A 19,851-nucleotide genomic window follows, 5' to 3' on the forward strand; every position below is an offset into this window, starting at 1 on the left:
ACGCCTGCTGACGGGCGGGGTGCGGCGAACGGGGGCCGCACCCCGCCCCGCCCCTGCCCGGCTCTGCCCCCGTCCTCCCCCTGCTCCCACTCCACGCGCGCCGCGCCCTGCACGACGAGAGGCCACCATGCCGCCCTCCCGCGCCCGGACCACCACCGCGCTCGCACTACTGCTGGCCACCACCGCCTGCACAGCCGCCGAGCACGAACCCGCGCCCGCCCGGCACTCCCTGCCGGTGTCCCGCCAGGCCAGGCAGCTCCGCCTTCCTCTGGACGCTTACGCGTCGAGCGTGGCCGAGACCCACCTCGTGGAAGACGCGCAGGAGATCCTCATGCGCCGGTGCATGAAGGAGCGGGGCATGCAGTGGAAGACCCTGCCTCGGGTGGACGCCCGCGACACCGAACCGCCGAACCTCAGACGGTACGGCGCCGACGAGGCGGAGGCCGCCCGCTACGGGTACCACCCCAGCCCCGACCCGCCGTCGCTCGTACGGCGCAACCGTGTCTGGGACTTGCGCGAGGCGCTCCCGGCCAAGGTGCAGCGCGCAGCCTACGGCCCCTCCGGCAAGGGCGGCTGCCTCAAGGCCACCGACCGCCAACTCGTCGGCGACACCGCCCCACCCGACTACCACGCCTTCAACCAGCTGACCGGCACCGCCCTGGAAACCTCCCGGCGCGCCCCCGAAGTACGCGACGCCCTGCGCCGATGGCACACCTGCATGGCCAAGGCGGGCTTCGACTACCCGGACCCCTATACCGCCGCCGGCAACGAGCGCTGGGAGACGTCCGAACCCACCTCGGCCGAACGCGCCACCGCCCGCGCCGACGTGGCCTGCCAGAAGTCGGCGAAGCTGGTGAAGGTATGGGCAGCGGCCGAAACCCGCGTCCAACGCCGCCTGATCCGGCAGAACGCCGACCGCCTGCACAAGGCGAAGGCCCGCAAGGACCGCTGGCTGTCAGCCGCCCGCCGCGTCCTGAAACACCAGGATCCCACAAACAACCAACACCACCTGTCCGACCAGTAACCGTCCAACGGAGTTCTCATGCGTATCAGCCACCTGGCCGCCGCCGCCGGCGCCGCAGCCGCCCTCACACTCGCCTGTGCACTGCCGTCCTCCGCCGACGGGCCTCTGGCAGCCGCCGGGCCGCTCAAGGCCGACCGAGCCAAGGTCAAGGTCTTCGAAGACCCCAAGTTCCACGGCAAGTACACGGTCTTCACCCGTAGCGTGCCCAATCTGCCGGCACGCGGCGTTGACCGCATCGGCTCCGCCAAGAACACCGGCAAGCGCACCGTCACCTTCTACCAGCACATCAACCACTCCGGCGCCCACTTCTCCCTGAAACCGGGCGAGTCAGAGCCCCACTTCGGCGACCACTCCGGCATGTTCGACAAGGCAGGCTCCCTCTACTTCCGCTGACAGCGGGCTCGGCCAGCAACGAACCGCTGCCGGGCGCAGGACGGCAACCGCACCCTCCCCGCCTGCCGCCGCACCCTCAAGGCGCACACCAACTTGCACAGCCAGAGGCCACCACGTCGCCCTGACGAGTCGTACACGGTGACGAGTCCTTGGAGTGGGCGACGGGTGGCTCTGTGGGTGACGGCCTGGGGCGAGTTCATGCACGGTGAGCCGACGCTCATCACATCCACGGCCGACGGGTTCGGGCGGCACGCCGCTTAGCAGATGTACGGCGCTGGCCTGGTGCAGAGCACGCTCCGCCTCGCGGGCGGCATCCGCAGCGCGCTGATGGCCCTGGGGGCCGGTAGGAGGCCGGAACGACCGAGACGACCAACCCCGGGAGGCAGTCCTGCGGGAACAACGCGGTGCGTTGTCGGGTATCGATCTGGCCAGGGTGGTGCTGCATCACGCAGCGGGGCCGCCAAGGCCCGCGGCGAAGCCGGCGGCGTCAGGAAACCGACGCGGTGTGCCCTACGACGGTCGTGCGGTGTGATGGCCGAGAGTCGTCGGGGTTCGCCGCCGTGCTCCAGGGCCTGATGGTCGGCCGGGCTTGGGACGGCCCTGCCGCTGGCGTGGGCGTTTTGGACCAGTGGTCGACCGTCGCGGCTTTCGTCTTTCCGGACCGGGCGATGTGCGAACCCTCTCCGCGGCGACGGCGCCGGCCACATATTCCGGTCTGGCTCTCGCTCAGGTGCCAGGGTGCGTCCGCCAGCGGCAAGGACAGTCCGCTCCACAGGGTCCCGAACGATGCGAGCAAAAAGAAAGCGGTGAGCCCGCGCGTCAAGAAGAGGCGCTCGGGGGCTCGGTGCACACAGAGGCCCGGTAAGAAAACGCTGTAGCCGCATCGGCGCTCTACAACGAAATCGTGATGGCTGAGGCGTGTGAGGCGCGCAAGCCCCGCGGGCCACCACCCGGTCGCCCGCGGCACGATCAACGTAAGCCGGCCCGGCCACTGCTGACGTGGGCCCTGATGCTGTCTCCCAGCCCGCGTCCTCACCGCGCAGGCTCAGACTGATCGTAGCGATCGGCCGGGACCCCGAAGCGCCCGAACCTCAGGCGGACTTCGTCCAACTCGTTCCGGGCCGAGATCAGCGTGCGCACACTGCGCCCGAGGAGGGAGACGTCGTCTTTCTCCACCGCCTGGTGACACTGCGCCCCGCCCTTCACGGCGAGCGTGGCGGCCCGGAACCAGTGCTTCTGGGCGGACGGCTCCGGAATCGAAGTGACCGCCAGGGCTCGGCGGCCGCTCACCACCCAGTGGTCGCACACGAGAAGGAGCGCATCCGGGTTCCGGCTGCTGTTTGTCAGCGCGGTGCCCATGGCGCGTACATTCGCCGCGAAGTCCTGCTGCATGGCCCGGCCCCCGTTCAGCTGCCACACGATCAGGCGCTGCCGGACGGTCGTGCCGGAACCGGGCTCCCCCGGCGATGGTCCGGGATCGCGTTCCTGTGATTGCGGGAAGGCGGCCGCAAACTCCTCGTTCCTCCGCGCCATCTCCTGCCACCAGCCGGAGAACAGCACGAGGACGGTGACACAGACCAGAGCCAGGTAGGCGCGATGCCACCAGATCCGGCCCGCCGCAGCCGGCTGGCCGGGAGGTGGCACCCCCGGACCACGTCGCCGCCACCACCTCCAGGCCACGGTGAGCACGGCGCCCGCGCCCACCGCACTGGTGCCCAGGGCAACGGCGCTCGGTGCGAACAGGAATTGGAGGACCGGCCAGCTCTTCGCGGGCCGCCAATCACAGGTGTCCGTCAGGACAGCGAGGCGTGGTGTGCAGCCGTCCGCCCCCCGTGAGGACGAACGTCGCCGCCGCCCCCGCGACCGAAGTCGCTCCCGCGACACCGGTGGCGATCAGCGCACGGGCCCGCCCGGAGAGCCCGCGGCGCCCTGCCGTGCGGGACGCCGCGACCGTGGCAAGGGCAACGGCGAGCACCAGCGCGAGGGCGATCGACGACTGGGAGCTCTGGAACCACTGGAGCCACACCCGGGACGAGGAGTACCTGTCGGCCGGCCGCTGGGTGTGCAGCCAGAGCCGTGCGGCGACCACGGCCAGGATGCCCAGCGCTCCGCCGCCCGCCATCAGGCCCAGGACCGGACCCTTCCCCAAGGGCCGGGAGGCCGGCCCATCGGTGCACTGCACCGTACCGGGCCGGGCTGTGCTCCGGCGACCGCGCCGGTGGCGCACGGCCCGGATAGCGACCCCGAGCGGGGTGACGATCACCACCGCGAAGAAGCCCACGGACATCGAGAACGCCGCCAGGAAGCGCAGCAGCGGCCAGTATTGTGCCGGTTGCCAGCCGCATGTCGACTGCACCGACATCTGTGGGACGCATCCGTCGGTGGCCCCCAGGACGAAGGCACCGGCCAGCCCCAGCAGCAGCGCGCAGCCCGCCGCGACAAGGGCTGCCGGCAACCGGCACCCGGGCGCCTGCGCACAGACCACGATGGCGGTCACCGCGGCGGCGGCACACAGCGACACCGCGATCCAGAGCAGGACGAACATGTTCCAGGCTGTTGTTCCTCGCTCGTCCCAGGCGACGGGCCGCAGATGCAGCCACACCCGGATCGCCGTGACGGTGCAGACCGCCAGCGCGCCACCGACCGCACCGTGCTTGAGCACCCAGCCGAGCGGGGGCAGTCCGGTCGGCACGGCGGGCGGCATGTCCGTGTCCGGCAGCGCTCGGCGCACCCACTCCGGTACGCCCGCGACGGGTCGGCGCATCCAGGCGGTGAGGGGGTAGAGCCACAACAGCACGCCACCGACCATGAAGGCCGGCTCCATCATCAGCACGAGGCCGAAGACCGGGGAGAACTCACGCAAGGACCGCAACTGGCCGGGGGTGCCGGAGTACGGGAAGTGGTCCTGCAGGCGATCGAACAGCCCGGAGATGTGCGCATCCCCCAGGTAGAGGTGCCCTTGTGTGTCCCACCAGACGAACCAGGAGCCGAAGACGGCCATCGTGATGGCCATACCGCCGAGCTGCACCCACCGAAGTGACCGGCCGCGGCACATCCTGATCCACGTCTCGACGCACTGCGCTGCCCACCAGGTCAGCCCCGCGCACCCCGCGATGAGCAGCAGCAGCACATGGGGGTGGGACGGTGGCCAGTCGCGGCTGGAGGAGCGGAAGACCAGTTCACCCGCGGCCAGCCCGAGGCCCAGCCACACCCCCGCCCGGAGTCCCGAGGGGGTGGGCCGACCGGCCAGCAGAGCGTGGGTCACGGCCCTCCACAGTGCCGTGCCGACGATGCCGGTGATCAGCGCCGCCTCCAGCCACGCGGACACGGTGTCGGCGTCACGAGGGAGGGGGAGGTCGCGGTCGAGGAGCAGGAGCGTGGCCTGTCCCGATTCCACGACGGCCGCCGCCGTGAGCACCATGGTGGTCGCCCGGATGCCGAACAGCGCCGCCGGATCCAGCAGCGATTGCCGGCGCTCCGTCCACGCCGGGTGAGTGCGCCACAGGGAGACGAAGCGGTGTCCTACGTTTCGGAGGCCGAAGCCCACGGTCATCGGGGCGGCCCCGCCCACGGCGAGCGCCTGCGGGCTTCCGCCCCACCGGACCGCGTCAAGGTCCGCATACAGCTCGCGGGTCCGGAGTACATCGGCGCGCGCCAGCATCACCAGAGCCGCCAGGACCAGCGGGTACACCAGGCCGCGCAGACCGATCAACCACCGGCTCGGCAGTTGTTCGAGGAACTCTGACGGGCTCGCCATGGGTGGATAGATGTTCATCACGGCATACGGGAGCAGGACCACGAGCGCGAACGCCCGCCACAGCGCCTCGGTGGCATAGGCGATGTCCACGTCCCGGTTCCGGATGTGTGCGAGCTCGTGCAGGACGACGGTACGGAAACCGTCGGGGTCCGCCGCGCGTCGCGCGATGAGCCCGCCGTGCAGGCTCACCGTGTGGCTGCGCCACCGCCCGAAGACCACCGCACTGGGTGTGGCCGCCACTGGGTCCATCACGAACGACGGAGGCCTGTCCAGTCCGGCCTGCCTCGTCAACTGCACCAGCTCATCCAGGAGTTCGGAATCTCTGACCGCCACGAGTCTGCCACCGCGTACTTTCCAGCGCGGCAGCCAGACGTAGCCGATCAGCGCGAGCAAGAAGACCAGCAATGTGCCGCCGATGCTCCAGGCCCAAGAGGAGGGGTACGTTACTGAGTTCAGACAGGCTTGATAGGCCGCCTCGCCACGGACGCCGCGGTCGGCAAGGCAGCTGCTCGGGTCACGAGGCGTGGCACGTAAACCTCTGGCCATGATCCAGGTCAGCTGGAGACAGCTCGCCGTCACCAGGACAACCAGCAGGACGAAGCGGAGCGTGGTGCCGGCGCCGAGCACCCTGCGGTCGAGCCGGGAGAGTTCCGTCTCGGCCTCCGTGTTGCGCGGCGAGGTCATTCGCCCTGCTCCCGCTGCGGCTGGTCAGGGGCGCCGTCCGCCTCCGCGTCCTGACGGAGACCGCCGCCCGGCAGCGCGTCGAGCGCCAGGCGGGCCGCGACGCCGTCAGCGACCGCGAGCGCCCGCGGGTCTTCGACTCCCGCCGCTGTACAGCGCTCCAGTACCGCATCCCGCACTTGGACGATCTGCTCCTGGGACAACGGCGGTAACTGCAGGTGCGTGGGGTCGTCGGACCGCCGGAACAGTCCCCGCACCCGGCTCCGCAGCCGGGGAGCCGCCCCCTCCCCGACCGTGCTCAGCGTCTGCTTCGCCAGCTCCGCCAGAACGGCCCAAAGCACAGGCGTCACCAGGGCGACCGCCATCTCCAGTCCGAATCCCAGCGGTTCCCGGCTGCGACCACGCCTCAGCAGAGCGCGGTCCACCGCGGAGTCATCCAGGTAACGCATTCCTTCGATCAGTGGCAATTCCTCAGACGCCGTCTCGGCGACCACCTCACACACCACCTGGCGCACCGCCAGTCCCATGGACTCTCCCTTACGCTCTGGTACCTGCCAATGGCTCTCTGATTCCCCATGCCCGCGAAATGCCGGTCGCAAAGGTCGGCCCCCGCGCCGCCGTAGCTCTCGGATCAGTGGCCGTCGGCGGGGCGGCCACGACCGCACCCACACCGCCACCACCTCAACCTCGAGTGCAGTTCACGGCGGTCATGCCGGACTGTGCCCTTGCTTGGGATTCTTGGGGGCAGGTACCGGTGGCCGCGGCGACGGCCGGCGCTGGGCGCGAGTGACAACTGTGGTTGACGCTCACTCAACTGCCAACCTGGGGTTGCCTCATGGTGGATTCGACTCAGGTGAACAACCCGTCCGTCTCGATGATCAGGAGCGCCCACTTGTTGGCGACGTCGACACGCTGACCGCGCTGACCCTGGCGGCCGAATGCAAGCCGTGCCAGAACTACACCGTCACGCCATGGCGAGGAGCGCGGCCCGGACGACCAGCTACCGGTCAAGAGGTATCGCGGGCCGACCCGACACCAGCCAGTCACCCCGCCGCTGGTGCGGAATGCCGATCAACGGCACTTCTCCGATTTCGGAGAAGTGCCGTTGATCTATCTACTCGTGATCCTTCCTTCTGTCAGTCGCTGACGGAGACTTCGCAGCTCTGCCCGGCGGAAACGTCGACCGTGGCGTAGGTGTAGTCGGAGCCGTCGGTGGTCGTGCCATAGCTCGGAGTTTGAGAGCTGCCGCACACGCTGATGTTGGTGTGCTTCCCGAGGAACTTGGCGGTCCAGCTGTAGCTGCCGGAGGACGAGGTGTTGCTGAGGGTGGAGTCGGTCGCGCTGCTGTGCTTCAGGGTCACGGTCCCTGAACCAACGGGGATCGAGGACACCTGAAGGGTGCTGATGTTGCCGGGCAGCTGGGACAGGGTGGACAGTGCGTTGCCCGCGTCCGGCTGGATGCCCATGAGTCCCTGGACGATCTGGCTGACCAGGGTGAAGGAGATCTCGGGGTAGTCGCCGTTGAGGAACTTGCCGGTGGTGTGCGTGTCGCCGATCTTGCTGTAGACGTACTGCATCCACTTCCACGCGGTATCACTGCTGTTCGAGCTGTTGACCGTGACGTTGGGGTGCTGGAAGTAGACGTCGGGCAGGTAGGTGTACGCCTCCAGGTTGGCGGGGCCGGAGTCCGTGGCCTGGGTGTCGATGTAGCTGAGGTAGTTGTTCGCGCGCGTCCCCGGGTTCATGAGGTTCTTGAGCGGCATGAACCAGGAGTTCTCGTTGCCCCAGCCGGTCACCTGGTTTCCGCTGGTGTCATAGGCCCGGACAACGTTGCTGGCGGTGTCGTCGCTGGAGTCCCCGCTCCAGGTGCTGTTGAAGCGGTCGCGCAGGTCGGTCGCGGCCTGGCTGTAGTGGTCGGCGTTGGTGCTGTCGTTGTTGGCCTTGGCGAGATTCGCGGCGGCCAGGTACGCCTGGTACTGCGATCCGACGGCGTCGCCCGCTTGCGCGAGGGCCGCACCGGACCCTTCGTTGTAGGTGGCGGTGCCGTCAAAGATCGAGTTGCTGGTTGCTTCGGGGATGGGGACGTCACCGTTGTCGACCACGGGGGCGGAGGGAGTGTGGTGCTTGATGAAGGGGCTGGTGGTGTCGCTTGAGGAGCCGACGGTGTTGGACACGTAGGTGGACAGCGTGGAGTCGCTCACGTAGTCGCTGTCTCCGGTCCAGGTGTAAGCGTCGTTGATCTTCTGAACGAGCTCGAAGGGGGCCGGGAGTTCGCGGACGAAGCTGGTCGAGCTTGAGTAGTCGATGGAGCCGGGCGTCTTCGCGTCGAAGTTGATGGACCAGTAGGGGTCGTTGGTGCCGGAGGTGTTGGAGTCGTTCGCCGATGCGGCGAACGCCTTGAGCATGGTCTCGTTCTCGGCGTCAAGGCCGAGCAGGTGCGCGCCGACGACCTGGTGGGCGGTGTCGCGGAGGTAGAAGTCGGAGCGGTAGGGGTATCCGGCCCAGTAGGTGGTGCTGTAGGTGCCGGTCGAGCTGCCTCCGGTGGTGTTCTCGTCGGCGTTGATCGGCCCGGTGGAATCAGGCATACGGACCCACGAGTTGGCCTTGGCCTTGGCCCAGCTGAACATCGCCCGGAGAGTGGCGCAGTCGTTGCCGGTACAGTCGCTGTCGCCGATCTGGGGGTCGTTGGGGGCGGTGGGAGAGACCTCGACATCGTCGACGTTGACCCATCCGTTGGGCGACGAGTCGACCTCGAAGGTGACCTCGTCACCCTGGTCCACGGAAATCCGGCTGACCGTCTGCTTGTTGTAGAGCTGTTGGGAGGGAATGCTCGCCGCTGACCCCACGGCAGTGCCATTCACTTTGATCACGAGACTGCCGCCGTCGCCGGAGGCGGCGAACCAGCCACTGAAGTCGTACGTACCGCTTTGAGGTGCGGTCACCGTCTGGCTCATGCTGTAGCCCGAGCCCTGGTTGAGATAGCCGCTCTTGGAGCCGGAGTGGGGGTTCTCGTTTACTCCCGCCTGGTCCGTGGTGAAGGTCCAGTCGTCAGTGGCGCCGGATTCGAAGCTGGGGTTGGCGAACACCAGCGGGCCGTCCGCGTGTGCCGTGGTGACGGGTATGAGGATCAGCGTTCCTGCGAGCAGGGAGAGCAGTCCCAGGTGGGCGCGGGTTCTACAGGGCGGTCTGTGTTTACGCATGGGGTCCTCCAATGACGTTGTGTGATGGTTGGGTCTGCCCGGCAGTAGTCTCAGCGGGCGGCTACCGGACATGGGTGGGGGCCGGTCGTGCCACGTACGACGACCTGGGGTTGGAAGAGGAATTCACCGGCGGGGACCTCGCGGCCGGAGAGCCGGCTGATGAGGAGTCGGGCGACTTCGGTGGCCGGCCTTTCGACCGGCCGGCAGATGGTCATCAGTGGCGGAGCCCCCCGAACCACCGCACGCGCTCAGCGTCGCCCCGCCACCGACCGCCAGCGCCGAAGCGCCCAGGCCCTGAAGGAACCGCCAGCGCCTCAGCTCACCCTCTGCACCCACACCCATGCCCGCCTCCACCTTTCACATGACCGTGCAGGGCCGAACGCAGGCGGCCCACCACACCCGTCAAAGGCGCCGCGGCATCGGCTGCGAGTGGCCAGAAAGTAGTGCTGACACAGAGACGTGACAAGGATTTACACATGTTTTTCATTACATAGGTGGAAGCAGGATGGTGAAAGGGATGAGGCGCGGCATCCGGGGCGTCTCTCGCCAGAACGGGCGGTGCCCTCCACGGGCCGGCGGTTGACGCAGCAGTCGAGTCGGTTGAGCTGACCGCCCAGGGCCGGCGCCCTACATGTGTTGTCCGGCTCGGTTGAAGCCGCACTCTCATCTACCGGCTCGCGGGCAGCTCTGAGCTCGCCTGGCTGGCCGATTCCGATGATTCCGGCTGGATCGAGGCATACAGTGACACCGAGTTCGCCGACGAGGACATAGAGCCCGAGGGTGAGATCCTCGCCCGTTCCCTGCGCCTCTCTCTCGACGGTGACGCCGCCGTCATGCTCCTCGATCCCCAGGACGTCGACGAGCGTGGCGAATGGGCCGGCTACTGGCTCGCCTCGTGGTCAGGGATGGGACCGGAACGCTTCGACTCCTTCTACGACTTGATGTACGACCAGTACACCGGGTTCCACAGCCTCCGCGAGGGGAGCGGCGAGGGCGCGTCATGAGCGGAGCCAGAGCCGAACCGCAGCCAGTCGGTCATGGCTCCGGCGCACCAGCCGCCTTCGGTCAGGCGCATGTGGGCGTGCTGGAGCAGGGCCGCGACCGCACCCCGCGCTTGCCGCCGCCCTTCGTTGGCGTGTCGTCATCCTCGTCGTCGCTGGGATTTAACCATCAGTTGATGGAATGCAGCCGCGGAGTGGCGGGTTGAGTGATCCGGGCGGGTGGCCGGTGTTAAAGGCGTGTATCAATGTCATGGACATCCCGCGTTGTGCACGGATATGACGGCGTTACAGAGAGCATCCGTCGTGGCGGCGTCGTGGCGTGCGGTGGGGAGCGTGACTGTGGCGCGTTCCTCGTATGTTTGTGCAGGTGGAGAAATGCGTACCGGGGCGTCGATCGGTCCCGCTGTCGAAGTGGCGGTGAGCCCAGAGAGTTTGACGGAGCGTCACGTGCGGCTGGGCTGTGTGAAGTCGTCTTGGTCAGATGTGGTCGCATCTGTGCCACCATGCGTATGCGAAGCGGTCAATTCCGGTTACAGTATTATCGGTCGAGTGCACGGATTGAGCAGTTCCGGTGCCCTCGGGCCATCGCTTTGTTGTCGTCTCGGACGGGCGGGGTGAGCGGGACGTTGGTTGCCCCTGCCGCGCCGTGGTCCAGGTGACTGTAGGTCCCCCACGATTGAGGATGCTGATGGTTCGTACTGCGTCGTCGCCCGCAGGCTCGCATTCCGGATTCGTTGCAGCCTGGTCGGCACCCACAGCCGTGGCGACCGCAGTTGCCGCAGCGCTCGTGCCGCCCGCGGTCACGGACGCGGTGCTCTGGTGCGGCATGATCGCCACAGGGGGCATCGCCCTGGTGTCGGCGGTGGCGGCGCGGCGTGGCCAGGAGCTGTCCGCTGTGCGCGCCGAGGCCGCCGAACGGGAGACGCAGCTCCTCCAGCACTTGCGTCAGCAGGAAGCGGCGACGATCCGTCTCGCCGAGCAGCAGCTCCCGGTGGCCGTCAGCAGGCTTCAGGAGGGTGAGTTCGCCGAGGACGTTCTGGCGTCCCTCACCGTTGCGGACAACGGGCTCAGCCCGCAGTTCCGGGCGGCGCACGAGGCCCTGTTGCGCTCGGTGGTCGAGGCGGTGCAGGCCGAGGAGACCATGCGCGACTCCGCGCAGCGCGGTGTGGTCAACGTCGCCCGCCGGGTCCAGGCCATCGTGCACCAGCAGGCAACGGACCTGCGCGCGATGGAGGACCGGCACGGCCAGGAGCCGGAGTTCTTCGCCGACCTGCTGCGGCTCGACCACGGCACGGCACTCATCGGGCGGCTGGCGGACAGCATCGCCGTCCTCAGTGGTGCCCGGCCGGGACGTCAATGGAGCAAGCCGGTGCCGCTCTACAGCGTGCTGCGCGGTGCGATGTCCCGGATTCTGGACTACCAGCGTGTGGAATTGCACTCCGTCGCGGATGTCGCCATCGTCGGGCCGGCCGTCGAACCGCTCATCCACGCGCTGGCCGAGCTGCTGGACAACGCCACGCGCTACTCGCCGCCCAAGACCCGCGTCCATCTGACCGCGGTGGAGGTGCACATGGGCATCGCCATCGAGATCGAGGACGGCGGTATCGGCCTCAGCGAGGAGGCACGCGGGCGGGCCGAACGGATGCTGACCGAGGCCCAGGCCGGTATCGACCTCAATGACCTCGGTGAGTCGCCGCGTCTGGGACTCGCGGTGGTCGGCCGCCTCGCGCGGGCCTACGACTTCCAGGTGTCGCTGCCGCCCTCGGCCTATGGGGGAGTGCGCGCCGTACTGAGCGTGCCGAAGGCATCGATTACCACCGCGCCCGCACAGGGCAGGGCACACGGCATCGGCGCGGCCTCGGGCCCGCGTCCGGTGGCGCGCCGCTCCGATCCGCCTGCCGCAGGTGTTCCCGACGACGCACCGGTCGAGCACTCCGCGCCACGGGCCGCGATGGAGGACACCGGCGCACACCACGCGGTGGAACCAGGCCGCGCCGCGGAGGAGCCCGCCGGGACCAAGGTGACGGCCAGCGGACTGCCGCAGCGGCGCCGGCGCTCGCCCAACCCGGCCCGTAAGACGGCAGCCTCCCTGCCGGGTCCGGCGGCGACCGCGCACGAAGAACCGGCGCCCGGCGTCTGGATGGCAGAGCTGCACAGTGGTCTCTCCGGCGAACGGCCAAAGCCGGCGCCGGCTCGGAACAGCAACGACACTTCGGACAAGGGTGAGTAGCCGATGCAACGGCATGCGGACATGGACTGGATGCTCAAGGACCTCGCGGAGAGCGTCCCCCAGACCCGTCACATCGTGGTGCTGTCGTCGGACGGCCTGTGCATGGCCCGGTACGACACGAGCGAGGACACCGCCGACCGCCTGGCCGCCATCGGTTCCGGACTCCAGAGCCTGTCCGGTGCGGTTGCCTCCGAGTTCCCGCACAGCGACGGCCGGATGCGGATGGTCGTTATCGAGGTCAGCGGCGGGTTCATGTACCTGATGGCTGCCGGCGCCGGTGCGCATCTCGCCGTGCTCGCCGACGAAGGCGTGGACGCGGGGCTCGTCGGACAGTGCATGCGTGACCTCGTGGCCCGGATCGGCGCACACCTCACCAGCCCGCCGCGGGTCGACGGACAGATGCGGTGACCACATCCGGCCAGGACTGGGACACGGCCGGGCCCGAGCGGTTGTATGTGATCACGGGGGGCCGCTCGCAGAGCGGCGATCAGGCTGCACTCGACCTTGTTACGTTGATCGTCACGCGGGAGGAATCGCAGCTGGGCATGCAGCCCGAGATCGCCGCCATCCTCCGGATCTGCCGGTCGCCGCTCTCCGTCGCCGAGATCTCCGCGCATCTGGCTTTACCGGTGAGCGTGGTCGGCGTGCTCCTCAACGATCTCTTGACCGATGGGCGGGTGGAGGCCCGTGCACCGGCTGCCAAACTCCCCGACATAGCACTGATTGAGGCGGTTATCGATGGTCTCCAGAAGCTCTGACCACGTCATGGAGCCTCGACGCGAGGACCAGCTGCCGTCGACGGCCTCCACCGCCGTCAAGATCGTCATCGTCGGTGGATTCGGCGTTGGCAAGACCACCCTCGTCCGCTCGGTGAGCGAGATCCGCCCGCTGACGACCGAGGAGACCATGACGGAGGCCGGCGCCGGCGTCGACGATGTCTCCGGCGTCGAGCGCAAGACGGCGACCACCGTTGCCATGGACTTCGGCCGGATCAGCCTGAACGAGGAGCTGGTGCTCTACCTGTTCGGCACGCCCGGCCAGCAGCGGTTCTGGTTCCTGTGGAACGGTCTCTTCGAAGGAGCGCTCGGCGCCGTCGTCCTGGTCGACACCCGGCGGCTCGAAGTCAGCTTCGACGTGATCGGCCGCCTGGAAGAGGCCGAAGTACCGTTTGTGATCGCGGTCAACGCCTTCCCCGACGCGACCTCCTACCCCGCCGAGGATTTGCGCGGCGCACTGGACCTGCCGGAGCAGGTGCCGATCGTGGTGTGCGACGCCCGCCGGCGGGAGTCGAGCCGGGACGTCCTGATCACGCTGATGCGCTACCTGCGCTCCTCCGCCCAGACCTCGGAGACTCTGTGACCGCCAACACCCCCGAGCGTTCCGCCGATTACCACCTGGCTCCGCCGCCAGGCTGCCCGGCACACGTCCGTGCCCCCGAGGGCCTGTACCGCCTGCACGACCCCGCGGTCCAGGCCGACCTCGTGGGCGTGTACGAGAAGCTGCGCGCCGAGTACGGCCCGGTGGCTCCGGTACTCGTCCAGGGCGACCTGCCGGCCTGGCTGGTCCTCGGGCACCGCGAGAACCTGGAGATCCTGCGCACCCCGAGCGTCTTCTCCCGCGACTCCCGTCACTGGCGGGCCATGACCCAGGGGCATGTCCCGGCCGACCACCCGCTGGCGCCGATCACGACCTGGCAGCCGCTGTGCGTTTTCGTCGACGGGGAGGAGCACCAACGCCTCCGCGGCGCGGTCACCGACAGCCTGGACCGCTTCGCGTCACGTGGCATCCGCCGCCACATCACCCGCTTCACCCACCAACTGGTCGACGAGTTCGCCGGATCGGGACAGGCCGACCTGGTGGGTCAGTTCGCCGCCCGGCTTCCGCTGCGTGTCATGACCCAGCTGTTCGGTATGCCGGAGGAGAACGGGCCGAGCCTGACGGCGGCCGTCGAGGACGTGCTCAACGGTACGCAGACCGCGGTGGCCAGCAACCAGTACCTCACCCGGACCCTCCAGCAGCTGGTCGACCGGAAGCGTGCCCACCCCGGCCACGACTTCCCGTCCAAGCTGATCGAGCACCCCGCGGGCCTCAGCGACGACGAGATCCGCGAACATCTGCGGCTCATCCTCACCGCGGCGAACGAGACCACGGTCAACCTGATCGCGAACACCCTGCGGACGGTTCTCACCGACCCCCGGTTCCGTGCGCATCTCGCCGGCGGACACATGACGTTGCCTGACGCACTGGAGCAGGTCATGTGGGACGAGCCGCCGATGATGACGCTGCTCGGGCGCTGGGCGACCAGTGACACACAGCTGGGCGAACAGGCCATCGCCAAGGGGGACATGCTGCTGCTCGGTCTGCGGGCAGCGAACGTGGACCCCGCGATCCGTCCCGATCTGACGGCGCCGGTGCACGGTAACCGCTCCCATCTGGCGTTCAGCAGCGGTCCGCACGAGTGCCCGGGTCGGCACATCGGCCGCGCGATCGCCGACACGGCCGTCGACACCCTGCTCGCCCGCCTCCCCGACCTCCGGCTGGCCGTTCCCGAGACCGAACTGAAGTGGTCGTCGTCGCTGATGTACCGCCATCTCGTCGCGCTGCCCGTGCAGTTCACGCCGACCCGGTGACAGCCACCATCCGGCACCTTCGTCGCCCGGTGATGCCCCGGCAGCGGCCTGTTGTCAGCCATCCGGCTTCCGGATGGCCAACGGGGCCCGTCGTCGGGGCATCCGCGTGCCGTCACGCCGAACGGGCCGCCGGCCCTTGGGGAGAAGAGCAAATGGCTCGTGTGAATGTGATCCTTGTGATCCATATTGCGGCCCTACCTGGCCAGGGTCCTGTCTTAATGTGATGCCGATGGGGGCACTGCTGCTGGGATCAGCTCAGCGAGCCCCCGTCGGTGTTGTCGCTCAGCGCACCTGGCAGGTCAGACCCTGCGGATGCGGCGCTGTGCGCCAACGGCCCGGTACGCCGCCCCTGCGCCGAGTGTGTAGCCCGTCAGCGAATTGACTCCTGTGCGCGGCTCGGACAACGGCCGGGCCGCGGCCTCCGGCCTTCGGTGAGGTATCACCGCACGGCCGCTCGGAACTCACCCGCCCTCACAGCACCCGAGGACAACGGCCGCTCCTCGGCGTTCTGCCTCCCCGTCCGCGTGAGCCCTTCCCCCCCCGTGTGGAGCCCTGATGAACACCAACACGCCCGTCGCCGATACCGGGAACCCCGCCCCGGCCCCCGCCCCACCAGGTGCCGCACTCCCCGGCCTGCTCGCCCACCGGACCGCGTGTGCGCCCCACAGCCCGGCCGTGCAGGACGGCGACCGGGTCTTCTCGTACCGGGAACTCGATGACTGGTCGCAGTCCATAGCAAGGGCACTGCGCGCCCATGGCATACGCAGCGGGGATGCCGTCGCCGTCCTGGGCGCCCGCTCGTGGGAGGCTACGGCCACCATGGTCGGCGTTCTGAAGGCGGGCGCGGTCTGCGTCCCGGTGGACGTCCACCACCCCTCGGCCCGCACCGCCGAAATGCTCACGGACGCCCGTGCACGGCTGGTCGTGACCCTTCCCGGACACACCGTGGCGGTGCCCGCGGACCACGGACCGATCGCATGGGTCGCCTTCGACGACCTGATGACGACCGACCCCGGACCCGGCCGTGACATCCCGACAGCCGCGGACCGCCGGCCCAACGACTGCGCGTACATCCTCTTCACCTCCGGCACCACCGGACGCCCCAAGCCCGTGGTCTTCCCCCATCGCGCCGTGGCCCGGCTCGCCGCCGGGGACAACCCCTGGTGCCCTGGTCCGGGCACCCGCGTCCTCCAGACGTTCGGCCTCTCCTTCGACGGCTCGCTCTTCGAGACCTGGACCTCCCTGATCAACGGGGGCTGCCTCGTCGTGGCCGAACGGGACGTGCTGCTGGACACCGGGCGGCTGCGGTCACTGATCCGCGCGGAACGCATCACCCATGCCTTCCTGACCACCAGCCTGTTCCACCACGCCGTACGCACCCACCCCGCGATCTTCGGCTCCCTGGACATGGTGTTGATGGGGGGCGAGGCCATGGACCCGGACCTGACCGCGAGCGTGTGCGCGGCCGGGCGCCCCCGCCACCTCATCAACGGGTACGGCCCCACCGAGGGCGGCATCATGGTCACGGCGTACGACGTCGACCGGGTACCGCCCAGCGCTTCCTCGATCCCGATAGGGCGGCCGGTGGCCGGCAGCAGCTGCCACCTGCTGCGCGCCGACGGCACCCCGGCCGGCGTCGAGGAGGAGGCGGAGATTTACATCGGCGGGGAGGGCCTCGCCCTGGAATACCTCGACCGTCCGGACGAGACCGCCCGAGCCTTCGTCACCCACCACACCCCCTCGGGGGATACGCTCCGCCTCTACCGCAGCGGCGATCTGGGGCTCCGGCGTGCGGACGGCACGCTGGAATTCCGGGGCCGGACCGATCGCCAGGTGAAGGTCCGCGGCTTCCGGATAGAACTGGACACGGTGGAAGCCCTGCTGCGCGGGCACCCCGACGTCGCCGAAGCCGCGGTGCTCGTCCAGGGCAACGACGGAATCGGCAAGGGGCTCTGCGCCTTCGTCACCCCGGCGAACTCCGCCGCCTCCCCGGACCAGGCCACACTCCACCACTACCTCTCGGGCCACCTGCCGGCTCACGCTCTCCCCGCCCCCATTACCGTCCTGGGACGCCTCCCCCTCACCGTCAACGGAAAGACGGACCACGCGGCCCTGCGGAACGCCGCCGCCTCCACCGCAAACCGGCGCGGGGCCGAGCGGGCCGCCGTCCACCACAGCGGCGATGCCGTCGCCGACATCTGGGCCGAGGTGCTCGGCAGACAGGTGTCCGACAACACCGGCTTCTTCGCCGAGGGAGGCAACTCCCTGCTGGCGGCCCACACGGTCACCCGCACCATCGCCGCCCTCGCGCTTGCGCCGGACCGCTTCGCGCCGCTGCTCCAGAGCCTGCTGGCCACCCCCACCCTCGCCGCCTTCCGCTCCGCGACCCGGAATGCACCGGCCGTCCAGCACGACGGCACGGAACCGGAGTTCCCGCCGCAGCCGGACTTCGAGGCCGACGCCCGCTTGGAGCCGCTCCCTCCCGTCGCCCCGGCCCCCTCGCCCCAGCCCACGCGGGCCCGCCACATCCTGCTCACCGGGGCCACCGGCTTCGTCGGGGCGTTCCTCCTCGAACGCCTGCTGCGGGACACCGACGCCACCATCCACTGCCCCGTACGCGCCGCTGACCGGCCCGGGGCGATGCGCCGCGTCGACGAGGCGATGCAGCGCTACGGCATCCAGCTCACCGACCCCGACCGCGTCCAGGCCCTGCCCGCAGATCTGGCCCACCCCGAACTGGGTCTGACCCCCGCCGACTTCGGCCGGCTCGCCGACACCCTCGACCTCGTTGTGCACAACGCGGCACACGTCAACTTCCTCTACCCCTACCGCCAGTTGCGGCAGGCGAACGTGGAGGCCGTACGAACCCTCGTCCGGCTGGCAGGGCCGCGCCGTATCCCGTTCCACTATGTGTCCACGACCGCCGTGCTCGCCGGCAGCGGCGTCGGCGGCGTACGCCACGTCGACGAGACCACCCCGCTCAGCCACCCCGAACTGCTCAGCATGGGGTACCCCGAGACCAAGTGGGTGGCTGAGCGGATGCTCGGCCATGCCGCAGGCACCGGGCTGCCGGTCACCATCCACCGCCCGTACGAGATCACCGGCCACAGCCGGACCGGCGCCTGGAACACCACCAGCGCCATCTGCGCCGTCTTCGACGCCATCGTGCGGATGGGCATGGCCCCCGCGGTGCCGCTCCCGCTCGACCTGGTACCCGTGGACGCGGTCACCGACGCGATCGTCGGCATCGCCACCCAGCTCCCGTACCTCGGCGGGGTCGTCCATCTGACCAACCCCCGGCCGGGGTGGCTCGCCGACATGGTCGACCGGATGCGCGCCGCCGGACACCGCATCGACGAGGTGAGCTACCAGCAGTGGACCGACACGCTCGTCGATCACGTGCGCGCCCACCCCACCTCGCCCATCGCGCCGTTCGCGCCGCTCTTCCTCACTCCGGCCAACCAGGCCGACTTCAGCGTCAAGGAGATGTACTTCGACACCGTTTTCCCCGAGGTGCGGCGCACACGCACCGACCAGCTCTGGCCGTCCTGGCACACCTCGTGCCCGCCGGTGGACAGCACAATGCTGGACGCCTACCTCAGCCGACTCAAGCGCAGCGGCCTCCTCGTCGGCGGCGCCTGAGCCGTCGGCGCCCGCTGCGTCAGGAGTGGTTCGCTCTGCCGGCGGCCGTTCTCTTCTGGTTACCGGAGCACGCGCGGGGGTGCGCCGGAGGCGGGGGCGGGTCTCACCGGTATCCATGAACATGTAGGGGTGCTGTGCGATGTCCGGATCGGCAGGTCGCTTCATATCGCCGGCGCGCCAATCGACCCTGGGAGGCGCCCCGGCCCTTCACTCCATGCGTTTTGGTGCATCGCATCCCGGAATTGCGCGATCTTCCGCTCGCGCTCTGTGCCTGGGGGAGTGTCAGGTGGTCTGGAAGGAGCGTTTGGCAAAGCCGAGGACGTAGCCGTCGATGGCGGTTCTCACAGGCCGTTCGGGGTCGCCGCCGGCGCCGAGGGTGATGAACAGCGGGGTGTAGTGGTCGGGGGTGGGGTGGGCGTGGGGCATGCCGGGTGCGCGGTCGCGCCAGGCGGCGAGTTCCTCGACGTCGCCGCGGGCCAGGGCGTCGGCGGCCCAGGTGTCGAAGTCGGAGGACCAGGCGGGGACGGTGCCCTTGTGGAGCATGTCGGGGGTGATGGCGTGGAGGCCGTGGGTCATGAACCCGGAGCCGATGACGAGGGTTCCTTCCTCGCGCAGGGGAGCCAGCCGGGCGCCGAGTTCCAGCAGTCGGGCGGGGTCGTGGGTGGGCATGGACAGCTGGAGTACGGGGATGTCCGCGAGCGGGAACATGGCCATCAGCGGGAGCCAGGCGCCGTGGTCCAGGCCGCGGCTCGGGTGCTGGTGGACGGGCTCGTCGTGCGGCATCATCGCCGCCACCCGTCGGGCCAGCGCGCTCGCGTCGGGGGTGTCGTAGCGCACCTGACGGTATCGGGGGTGGAAGCCGGCGAAGTCGTAGACCAGCGGGGTGTGCGCGGCGGCTGCTGACAGGGACAGCGGCGCGTGCTCCCAGTGGGCGGAGACGATCAGGACGGCCCTGGGGTTGGGCAGGCTCTGGGCCCAGTTGAGGAGCTGGCGCATCCAGGGGCCGTCGTCGAGCAGTGGCGGGGCGCCGTGGCTGACGTAGAGGGCGGGCAGGGGACCGTCGGCGGGGGTCCAGTCGCGCTGGGTGCGGGCTCGGCGCAGGGCGTCGGGCAGGAAGTCGTCGTAGGCGCCGGCGGGCACGGTGGGATGGAGTATCGGGGACACAGTGAGCCTTCTGCGGGGCGGGCCGGATCGGGGGATGAAGCGCATCGTCAGTCCGGGCGGCCGGTGTCGGTGGGGGCGATGGCCTGGTTGACGCGGTGGCCGATGGTGCGCAGGGTGCGCTGCTGGGCT

The 19,851-nt window shown here is 69.4% G+C and carries 14 protein-coding genes and 1 pseudogene; 9 read left to right on the plus strand and 6 right to left on the minus strand.

The genetic code is table 11. The features are described 5' to 3' along the window. The first annotated feature begins 127 nt into the window (after positions 1-127). Complete coding sequence (locus AC3EUV_RS23825) at positions 128-1,024, plus strand: hypothetical protein (protein WP_432142526.1); 897 nt, start codon at positions 128-130, stop codon at positions 1,022-1,024. A gap of 18 nt (positions 1,025-1,042) precedes the next feature. Then, complete coding sequence (locus AC3EUV_RS23830; protein ID WP_435603855.1) at positions 1,043-1,417, plus strand: beta/gamma crystallin-related protein; 375 nt, start codon at positions 1,043-1,045, stop codon at positions 1,415-1,417. A gap of 700 nt (positions 1,418-2,117) precedes the next feature. Here AC3EUV_RS23830 and AC3EUV_RS23835 read toward each other — a convergent pair. From AC3EUV_RS23835 to AC3EUV_RS23855, 5 genes and pseudogenes are all read right to left on the minus strand, one after another. Then, a pseudogene (locus AC3EUV_RS23835) lies at positions 2,118-2,252 on the minus strand (MFS transporter); the annotation flags it as partial. A gap of 197 nt (positions 2,253-2,449) precedes the next feature. Then, positions 2,450-3,061, minus strand: coding sequence for a hypothetical protein (locus AC3EUV_RS23840; protein WP_435603856.1), 612 nt, complete (start codon positions 3,059-3,061; stop codon positions 2,450-2,452). A gap of 136 nt (positions 3,062-3,197) precedes the next feature. Continuing rightward, the gene (locus AC3EUV_RS23845; protein ID WP_435603857.1) at positions 3,198-5,858 is read right to left on the minus strand and encodes a M48 family metallopeptidase; all 2,661 of its coding nucleotides are present in this window, start codon (positions 5,856-5,858) and stop codon (positions 3,198-3,200) included. Beyond that, positions 5,855-6,382 (minus strand): hypothetical protein, encoded by a 528-nt coding sequence (locus tag AC3EUV_RS23850; protein WP_435603858.1) that lies wholly within the window; start codon positions 6,380-6,382, stop codon positions 5,855-5,857. The genes AC3EUV_RS23845 and AC3EUV_RS23850 overlap by 4 nt, the downstream gene beginning before the upstream one ends. 609 nt (positions 6,383-6,991) lie before the next feature. Continuing rightward, complete coding sequence (locus tag AC3EUV_RS23855) at positions 6,992-9,055, minus strand: carbohydrate-binding protein (protein WP_435603859.1); 2,064 nt, start codon at positions 9,053-9,055, stop codon at positions 6,992-6,994. Between the two features lie 833 nt (positions 9,056-9,888). On the opposite strand from AC3EUV_RS23855, the gene AC3EUV_RS23860 reads away from it, so the two are divergent. From AC3EUV_RS23860 to AC3EUV_RS23890, 7 genes are all read left to right on the plus strand, one after another. Continuing rightward, a complete protein-coding gene (locus AC3EUV_RS23860; RefSeq protein WP_432142531.1) occupies positions 9,889-10,059 on the plus strand; it encodes a hypothetical protein in 171 nt (56 codons plus the stop codon). Between the two features lie 685 nt (positions 10,060-10,744). Further along, positions 10,745-12,286, plus strand: coding sequence for a sensor histidine kinase (locus AC3EUV_RS23865; RefSeq protein ID WP_432142532.1), 1,542 nt, complete (start codon positions 10,745-10,747; stop codon positions 12,284-12,286). 3 nt (positions 12,287-12,289) lie between these two features. Next, positions 12,290-12,694, plus strand: coding sequence for a roadblock/LC7 domain-containing protein (locus tag AC3EUV_RS23870; RefSeq protein WP_432142533.1), 405 nt, complete (start codon positions 12,290-12,292; stop codon positions 12,692-12,694). Then, positions 12,691-13,044 (plus strand): DUF742 domain-containing protein, encoded by a 354-nt coding sequence (locus AC3EUV_RS23875; protein ID WP_432142534.1) that lies wholly within the window; start codon positions 12,691-12,693, stop codon positions 13,042-13,044. The genes AC3EUV_RS23870 and AC3EUV_RS23875 overlap by 4 nt, the downstream gene beginning before the upstream one ends. Beyond that, positions 13,025-13,645, plus strand: a complete 621-nt coding sequence (locus tag AC3EUV_RS23880; protein ID WP_432142535.1) for a GTP-binding protein — start codon at positions 13,025-13,027, stop codon at positions 13,643-13,645. Before AC3EUV_RS23875 ends, AC3EUV_RS23880 begins: the two co-directional genes overlap by 20 nt. Further along, on the plus strand, positions 13,642-14,916 hold the full coding sequence (locus tag AC3EUV_RS23885) for a cytochrome P450 (RefSeq protein WP_432142536.1): 1,275 nt from the start codon (positions 13,642-13,644) through the stop codon (positions 14,914-14,916). Before AC3EUV_RS23880 ends, AC3EUV_RS23885 begins: the two co-directional genes overlap by 4 nt. A gap of 555 nt (positions 14,917-15,471) precedes the next feature. Continuing rightward, entirely contained in the window at positions 15,472-18,558 is a 3,087-nt protein-coding gene (locus AC3EUV_RS23890) for a non-ribosomal peptide synthetase (protein WP_435603860.1), read from the plus strand. A gap of 282 nt (positions 18,559-18,840) precedes the next feature. On the opposite strand, the gene AC3EUV_RS23895 is transcribed toward AC3EUV_RS23890, so the two are convergent. After that, the gene (locus AC3EUV_RS23895) at positions 18,841-19,722 is read right to left on the minus strand and encodes a dioxygenase family protein (protein WP_435603861.1); all 882 of its coding nucleotides are present in this window, start codon (positions 19,720-19,722) and stop codon (positions 18,841-18,843) included. Positions 19,723-19,851: the final 129 nt, after the last annotated feature.

Source organism: Streptomyces sp. bgisy130 (assembly GCF_057708345.1).